This window comes from Pedobacter gandavensis, assembly GCF_014172405.1.
GTDB lineage: Bacteria > Bacteroidota > Bacteroidia > Sphingobacteriales > Sphingobacteriaceae > Pedobacter > Pedobacter gandavensis.
This window is the reverse complement of record NZ_WNXC01000010.1, coordinates 241975-250609: the sequence shown is the minus strand read 5'-3', so window position 1 is coordinate 250609 and position 8635 is coordinate 241975. Positions and strand designations below refer to the sequence as shown.

The window sequence follows — 8635 nt, the reverse complement described above, 5'->3', positions numbered from 1 at the left end:
TATAAAATCTGGCAGAAATAATTTCAGTAATGATGCAGTACTTGATGGCATAAATATTAAACTGGATAAAAATACAAAGCTATATTTTTATCACCTCCTCCACAAGTTTTGGGATTGATCCATTTTCACAATCCAAATTGAAAATGAATTTCGCAGCATCTGTGAAAAGGATATGAAAGTTTTTATCATCGCAAAGTATCCGCTTGTCAGTTAAGATTTCGATTATTTTTCTTTTGTATGTAGTCTCAAATTGTTGGTAGGTTAAAGAGATATTTGAAAATTTGTGTGTAGCATCAGTCATTATTTTTTCAGCTTTCGAAATCATAAATGCTGCGTTGTTCAAACTAGTTCCTATGCAGTTGATTTTGTATTCACAATCGGTTTTTATTGCCAAATAGTCATCATTGTCTATTTCACCTGATAATAAAAGTTCCTTGGCCTTGTTTAGCCTTTCAAATGTTCTTTCTATACTTTTAAAGATTTGGGATTGTGTATTTGAAGCTTCGCCGAAATGTTTATTATAAACACGTTGTAAGACCACATGAAAAAGAGATAAATAAAATTCTTCTGGAATTAACTGTAGGAGCTCTTTTAGTACCAATTCATTGATGGAATCGGCTCTAATTCGGAATTTACAACCATTCATACAGTGGTAGTAATGGTAATACGCATTTCTACCCTTCGAGGCGCTGCCTGTTAGTATCTTAAAGCAAAGTGGACATGTTAATAGACCTCTTAATGGTAGTTGATTATTTGTTTTGGTTCTACGTTGTGGTTTTGCATTGTTATTTAATACCTGTTGAACTTGTTTAAAGACATCTTCAGATATTAATTTTTCATGCAAGCCATTAACTAGATACCGATTTTCTTGTTCGTATGCTGGAACTACGATCTTACCATAATAAATAGGATTTCGGATCATCAGCCAGAAATTATTTAAACTACATTTGAATCCGTTCTCTATTGCTTCGTTATATATAAAACGTGTGGAATGGTATCCTTTGGCCAATTCGATAAAAATATCTTTGATAAAAGTGGCCTCCGGCTCTTTGGGTATTATAAATTTTTTACCGTCGATTAACGTGATGTTTATATATCCTATCGGTGCATGACACATATATCGCCCTTCTTGTTTTGCTTTGTGCATACCTTGCCTGACATTTAGGCTTCTCCTGTCATTTTCTACTTCCGATGTTGCCAGGTAAATGGCGAGCATTATTTTATTTTCTGGGATAGCCAGGTTAAGAGGTTGATCAATGGCCCTCGTTTCAATGCTCATCTTTTTAAGCCTTTCAATCATGGAATATGCATCCGCAGCATTCCTGCTGAACCTATCCCATCTGGAGAATAAAATAAAGTCTGGTCTGTTAACTCTACTACGGTTTAAGCCTAAGAATAATTTTGACCACTCGGGTCTATTAAAGGTTTTTGCTGAATGATCTTCGTATACGATCTGTAGAATTTGAATTTTATTAACGAAACAGAACTTTTCTAAACGTTCTCTTTGGCTTTGCTGTGAGTATCCTTTTTGTGCCTGCTCATCAGTACTTACACGAATGTATAACGTTGCAGTTTGCATAATATGGATTGGATGAATGATTCTATCTTAAGTTTAAAACTATTTTTCGAAGGGGAGTAAGATGACACTTTCATTATAGATTTTAGAAAACATAGGCTGAAAATCCCGCTATAGCTAACTGGTCATCAAAATTCTCTATTGCTTAAATGTTATTGTAACTTAGGGTTAACATTATAAAGTATGAGCAAAACTGGTAGAATCGGTTAATTTTGCAATTCGATTAAAACTTTGTAAAGAGTTTTAATCGTAGAGTAGATTGCGAAACAAAGCACTTTAAATAAATATGAAAATAACAGTAAAGGAATTAATCGAACAGTTGAAAAAAGAAGATCAGGATTTGGAAATCTATTTTGGAGGGCTTGATTTTTATAGACTAAAGGATCGAGGAGGCCATCTTCAGGTTGAATTCAACCAATTGGTTTATAAAGATGACGATGGAAAAATCGTAGTTGTGAACGACTAAAATGGAATCATTTCTCAATCTATCAATATTTACGATAATCTTGCAGTTGGTTTTAGGATATAATTCATAGCTTTCTTAAATTATAAATTGTTTAAATAATGTCTCTGCTCAATTATTTTAAAGAAATTACCATTGGCTGGAAACTTTCTCTATTTATCGTTGCGTTCTGTGTTTGGCCGGTAAGTGCCTATTTAATTTTTCATTTCGACACACAGTTGTTCCGGGACTTGGATCTTGCCAAGTTGACTTTACTATCTTCTGCAATTGCTTCACCCTTTCTGGTCATTAATACCGGTGCGAGTTTTTTACTTACCAACCCAAAAGATGATGATTTAAAATGGGGTAATTCTGCCGATGAACTTTTGTCTGGAACTGTGCTCATCGGGGTTGGTGTTACGCTTTGGGTATTGTCTTTTGGTGCTCTTGCTGCTTTGATTGGATGTTCGTTCTTAGCAGTGAAGCTGATTATGCTGGGTATCGAAGTCTGTTTTTTAATCATAATTATTTGGTCTAAAATTATCGAAGACCGGCGCTTTAACGCAAAAAGTACCACCGGAAATCAATAAAGTTATTTGATGATTTATTTCAGTGGCTGCTCTCAGATGCCAATGAGTTATGATATAGTATTTGTACTTTTGACAAAGTATGGTAGAATCTACGTTTTTGAATGTACTATGCGGTGACGCTATTATTTTACGGTTTCTGGGTAATCATGGAAAGTTTGTAAACATTCTAATTGACGGTGGCTATGTAAAAACCTATCAATCTGTCTTGAAACCCCAATTGTGTAAAATCAGGGATAGAACGGAAAAAATTGATTTATTGATTTTAACGCATTGTGATAATGACCATATTGGGGGAATACTTTCGTTTATTCGGGACAAAGATTTTGATCACCAGACATTCGTAGGGGAGTGGTGGGCGAACTTTGATGTCGCGATTGGTTCAAAGGAAGGCAATATTAGTGCGGCACAGCTCATGATGTTCAAGGATTTTTTACTTGGAATAAATCAGTTTACAAAGAATACCTATACCAACCTTTCCCCATCTTTTAAACTTTTTGGCGCGGAAATCATATTGCTGTCTCCAAACACCACCGGTTATACCAAAGCGGTGAATTACATCGAAAGCGTATCTAACGAGATTTCGGCATTTAGAGACCATTTAACTCCGATTGATCAATTATTAGCAGATGTAGATACAGAAGCAGAGGAAGATATCAGTATCACAAATGGCAGTAGCATAGCTATCCTTGTGAAAGTTGCGGCCAAAAATTTTTTACTATTGGGGGATGCATACCCGTCTGTGGTTGTCGATACCCTGGAGAAATTGGGCTTTAACGATACAAATAGGCTGAATTGCGAATGGATCAAGATTGCCCACCACGGGAGTAAAATGAACACCAGTAATGCATTACTGGCTTGCATTGACTGTGATAAGTTCATCTTTTCGGTAAACGGATTAAACAGGAGCGGATTGCCGAACAAAGAAACACTAGTTCGAATTCTTAAAAAATCATTTCGCTTTGCCGACCAGCCGTTGTATTTTTATTTTACGCATAATGATGCGATGTTGCCAAAGATTTTCGCTTCAGATCGCGAAGAACTCATCACTTCGCTGAATTTCAATATCTTATTTCCTGAAAAAAACAAACCACTTTTTATCCAAACCAATTACTAAATATGTACGAACATCCTAGTTTTGCCACCATTGTAAGTAGGCTTTCTGTCAGAATATCTGTTCAAAATGGAAAGGAGGGGACGGGTACAATTTACAGGCTTAAATCAGATGAGGATAGGCTCTGTATCATCACCGCTAAACATTGCATTGTAGATGCCAATAATAGCTTGCGGAAGCTTCAGGATATTACCATTCATCAAAACGGAACCGGAAAGTACTACCACTTAAATGATGGAGATCAGGTGGTTGTGCATCCCGAAGTGGACTTTGCAATAATTTTAGTTTCACAAAAAGAGTTGTCTGAGATTTTTGGTGACTTTCCGGACATCATGCTGGCTGAAGATCATGCTGGTGAGCGTGAATTGTTTTTCTATGGCTATCCAATGGGGTCTGAACACAATACCGCAGTTAGAGTTAATGGAACCCTATTACCCCCAATTTCGGGCGGTGTAATAAACATAGAATCTGATCTCAAGTCTGAATTAAATTTGACTGAAAATACAGTCGTAGGCCTTTCAGGAAGTGGTATCATTTTAAAATGCGGCAGCAATATTTACCTGCTAGGTATAATCCTGAAATTTGAAGAGTGGGGAAGGTTTTCCGGGACAAGTATAAAATATCTTAATGCACTCTTAGTAGCCAATAATCTTTTACCGGAACCCCTTTCTATACTGGAGGGAAATCCCGAATTGATCAAGGCTTTTCAAATATTGAAAGGCAATTCGGAATCCCTATTGGGAAATATTAGTGACAGCATCAGTGGCATACATATTGATCGTTCCCGCTATATTCAGAAGGCGAGCTCCTTACTAACCCAAACTAATGTGCTGCTGATTTCAGGCATTGCAGGTGCGGGTAAGTCGACTTTTTCGAAAGCATTACTTCGGTATCTGGAAACTGAAAGAAACGCTAAAGTCATCAGTTTTTATGGAACTCAGGTCTGCAAGGCCAGTTCAGCAGAACTTTTGTCTTTATTAGGTATTACTAGTACGATGGGTGATCTGTTGAAGAGTAGGGATCTTTCAGGTCTAAAGATTATTTATATCGACAGCGCCGAAAAAGGATTTGAGCATAGCCAAATTGAAGTCATTAAGGAGTTACTGAAGTTAACCCTGACCTACAGTGAGCTGAAAATTATTTTATCTGTCCGATCTTATGCGCTTACCATGAGCACATTTGGTATGTTCAGTTCGGTTTCGGTACCCTGGAGTAAGTTGGATATAGACTTGTTGACCGACCAGGAGATGTTACCGGTGACGGAAGCTTTTCCTAAGCTTCAGAGCTGGATGAAAAATCCAAAGATTGAATCGTTTGTCCGAACCCCCTTTTATTTGAACTTTCTCGTCACAGTGATTAATGATGTGGCAAATGAAGAGCTTGATGAACTCAAACTGAAAAATTTACTTTGGGAGAATGTCATCAGAAAGGATAATGTTGGCCGGGAAAATTTATTTCAATACGTTGCACTCACAAGGGCAAAATTGATGTCCCCGTATGTAAAACTACAGGAAAACACGGATGCGCTAATTCTTCTGAATTTACTCTCGGATCATCTGCTAAAAGAAAATGTGGATGTTTTCGGTTTAAGAACTTACGCTCCTGCCCACGATATACTTGAAGACTGGGCACTGGTGAGGCACATGCGCGCTACATTTGAGACAGCGACCAGTTTAGAAATGTTTCTTTTAGAGATTGGAAGCAGCTATTCAATGAGACGCGGCTTCCGTTTTTGGCTTCAGGAAATATATAGGGTCGATGTCAAGAGTGCTCAGACCATTACTTTAGAAACGCTGACCATGGCAGCAATTGGGACTTCCTGGAAAGATGAGGTAATCATAGCGATGCTGAATTCTAAGGTTTGCAGTATCTTTTTAAACGCAAATCAAGATATTTTGATGGCTAACAATGCCAGTTTATTGATTCGGTGCATTCATTTACTCCGGACATCCTGCAAAGCTATGCAAGGTTACAGGGTGGCTGAAAATTTTCTAGATGAAAGGGAGTATATGACCAGTGATATCCTGACTTCCACCGGTCCTGGGTGGAATGCGATGGTCAATTTTATCACAACAAACTATGCAGAACTTACTAGCCAACATTTTCTAATCATCCAACTGCTGTTGGATTGGGGTAAACAGGAAGTAGAAATCGATCAGTTGCCTTCGGCTAATGCTTTTAAGTTGATTACTCAGTTATTGAAGAATTATAGTAAGGGATTTGTGAACCGCCGTAACGATAGTGGTGGAAATATAACTACAAACTTATTGAAGCTATTGTTCAAACTAGTTGGACAGAATAAATCCGATTTTGAAGCTTTTGTGAGAGAATCATTCCAGTATGTCCGAGATTTGGAATCTAGGGTTGCTAGCTCGGACGAAGAATTACCCCTTGATTTTCACCAAAAAGTACTCGAACTGTGCCTGGATTATTACTCAAGTGAACAAGTGTGTCGCTTCCTTCCCGAATTGGTGTGGGAGATAGCGCAGTATTCTTGGACGGACACGGCTGAAAATGAAGCAAAAGCGAAATATAGAAATGTGGATAGGGGGTTTCCGCGTCTAAGCCAGCTGATCAATTTCGAGCGTGAACCAGAAATGGAAGAGCTTTTTGGGTTAAGCAGTGAGGGTAAGCGTGATTTCTATCCGGAAAGTGCGCTGCAAACGCCTTTGCCATATTTGTTGAAATACCATGCTGAATTGTCTGTTGATCAGTTCTCTTCGTTTATTAACCGTTCGATAAACACCTATAGGGGTTTAAGCAAAGACGAGCTAGTGGAGGTTGAACTGATTTTAAATGATGGAAGCAGGAAAAAAGTGTATGGGAATTCGGAGATCTGGCGAATGTATCGTGGCAGCCATCGATGCCCGAAATTATTAAATTGCCTTCACATGGCTCTTGAAAACCATTTGCTAGAACTCGGGACACAAAAAACTGATGCCTCCCGCCAGGAACTTGAGCGGATTGTTACTCAACTTTTTTCGCAAAACATATCGGTATCGGTTAGTGCAACCATTGCAAGTGTGGCCGTTGCCTACCCGTTTGCGGTAGGGATGGTGATGTTACCGGCATTCAGCTTTAAAGAAGCATTTCGTTGGGATTTACAGCGGAGGATTAGTGAACGGGATATCTTCACGCCACCAGATATGTCGGGAAAACATCCTAGAGCGCAGCGTGAAAGGATCAATTCCAAAAACTTAGCACATCGTAATCAGACTTTAGATTTTCTCATCCTTAAAATGTCGTTTTACGAAGGTTTTTCAGAAAGGATTGCTGAATTTATCGAAATGTTTAACAATACGCTGGTGACTAAAGGCTCAAAAGACTGGGACAACTGGCCGTATGTGCTCATCAGGATAGATCGGGCTAAATATCAGGTTACCGAAACAACAGAGGTCGGTGTGATCATAGCACCCCAGCTTCCTGAACCTATGAAAGCTGAGTTGGAAGAAGCCAGAAAGTCATTTGAAGGGGACAGTGGGATTACGGTTTGGAACTGGTGCCACCTGATTTTGGATAAAAACCAATTTGAAGACAACACCTATGAGAATTGGCTGCGTTTTTCAGCCTTGTCTAAAGAATTGTTAGAGACGGATTCTATGGATAACAGAATGTATAATTCTCCGACAGCTGTTGCCGAAATTGGCTTAACCTATTATAGATCACGGTTAAGTCAGCAAGAATTCGATTGGTGTATTGATATTGTGTTCGATGCCGCGGAGTTTTTTATTGAGCAGGAAAATGAAAGGTTTAACACAGGATTTGGACGATACTCTACCTGGAACAAAGAGGTAGTGTTTAAATTTCTACCAAGCTTGTTAGGGGCTTCATATGCAATGGAAACCGCTCAACGTGCTCAAATTATACTAAATAAGGCTATTCATTTGTTCGGAATAGATGACGGACTCAAAAAGCCATTGTTTGAGAAAATAGCGGGGGGATGTTGGAATAATGACATGGAATTTGCGATAAAGTGTTTCAATGAGCTGGTTTTGAACGCTATCGAACCTAATTGGAGAAATAAAGAAGCTCCACCGGAAATGGATTGGCTAAATGATCTGAAATTCAATCATAGTCGCAACTGCTTATTTAATTTAGATAAAGCATTTTTGTTCCTTTCAGAAACCAGTGAGTTGGATGCTAACGGTTATCTCTTTCTTTCTAAATATCAGCAGTTTTTGATTGAAAATACCTGGAACGATCTTGAAAAGCAGGACCGTAGGCAACGGTCTGAGTATTTTGAGGGTTCGCTTCATTTTCAGTTCAAGTACGGGAAAATTGTTCTTGAGCATGAAGGAATAGAGATCGATAAATTATTTGTTTCCCTTATGGATTCTTTACTTTCCATCACTACTGAAAATTCTTCCAGAATTAGCAATGAAAGTATTGAGCTGGTTGCACAATCTTTTAAGAATATATTTGACCATGAGGATAAGAATCTTAAAACATCACGATTCATAAAGTTGTGGGAAATTGTTTTATACAAAACCTTGAAAACCGAAAAGACCACGTTTATCAAGTACCTGTTGCTTGACTGGTATTGGAGAGACAGTGCTGACAGTTGGCCGGTGATCAAACAAAACGTAGCTTTTTTCTTGGAAATCGTTAGGCATTTGGGGATTAATGATTTGCCGAGAACCATTGGCTTAATCGGAGGCATTGGTTTTGAGGATTTATTTCCAGATAGTTTACAGTTGTTCAAATCACTTATTGAATCTATTGATAAGGATAACTGGACCACGCTTTACAGTACCGAAAAATATATTCAGCGCGTATATTTTCGGAAGGGAAATCTGGTTAAAGCAGATAAGGAAGCCTCCCGGAATTTTGTATTTATCCTCGATAAAATGATCAATGCTGGATCTTCTGTTGCTTTTTTGGTTAAGGAAACCTTTGTTTCTGCGTAAGGCGCTTTG

General features: G+C 38.3%; 5 protein-coding genes. 4 read left to right on the top strand and 1 reads right to left on the bottom strand.

The window, feature by feature from the left end; genetic code table 11:
* Nucleotides 1–79 precede the first annotated feature (79 nt).
* Complete coding sequence (locus tag GM920_RS22275; protein ID WP_182961603.1) at nt 80–1579, bottom strand: recombinase family protein; 1500 nt, start codon at nt 1577–1579, stop codon at nt 80–82.
* Between the two features lie 283 nt (nt 1580–1862).
* Here GM920_RS22275 and GM920_RS22270 point away from each other — a divergent pair, with 283 nt between their 5' ends.
* The 4 genes from GM920_RS22270 to GM920_RS22255 all read left to right on the top strand — a co-directional run bounded on the left by GM920_RS22270 (nt 1863) and on the right by GM920_RS22255 (nt 8626).
* Complete coding sequence (locus GM920_RS22270; RefSeq protein ID WP_182961602.1) at nt 1863–2042, top strand: hypothetical protein; 180 nt, start codon at nt 1863–1865, stop codon at nt 2040–2042.
* Nucleotides 2043–2140: 98 nt separating this feature from the next.
* Nucleotides 2141–2608: a hypothetical protein gene (locus GM920_RS22265; protein ID WP_182961601.1), complete on the top strand. Its 468-nt coding sequence runs from the start codon at nt 2141–2143 to the stop codon at nt 2606–2608.
* A gap of 79 nt (nt 2609–2687) precedes the next feature.
* Entirely contained in the window at nt 2688–3722 is a 1035-nt protein-coding gene (locus GM920_RS22260) for a ComEC/Rec2 family competence protein (RefSeq protein WP_182961600.1), read from the top strand.
* Between the two features lie 2 nt (nt 3723–3724).
* A complete protein-coding gene (locus tag GM920_RS22255) occupies nt 3725–8626 on the top strand; it encodes a P-loop NTPase family protein (RefSeq protein ID WP_182961599.1) in 4902 nt (1633 codons plus the stop codon).
* The last annotated feature ends 9 nt before the right edge of the window (nt 8627–8635 follow it).

Coding starts and splice junctions, on each gene's coding strand:
- GM920_RS22275 (WP_182961603.1), bottom strand. CDS start 1,579: ATGCAAACTGCAACGTTATACATTCGTGTAAGTACTGATGAGCAGGCA.
- GM920_RS22255 (WP_182961599.1), top strand. CDS start 3,725: ATGTACGAACATCCTAGTTTTGCCACCATTGTAAGTAGGCTTTCTGTC.
- GM920_RS22260 (WP_182961600.1), top strand. CDS start 2,688: ATGGTAGAATCTACGTTTTTGAATGTACTATGCGGTGACGCTATTATT.
- GM920_RS22270 (WP_182961602.1), top strand. CDS start 1,863: ATGAAAATAACAGTAAAGGAATTAATCGAACAGTTGAAAAAAGAAGAT.
- GM920_RS22265 (WP_182961601.1), top strand. CDS start 2,141: ATGTCTCTGCTCAATTATTTTAAAGAAATTACCATTGGCTGGAAACTT.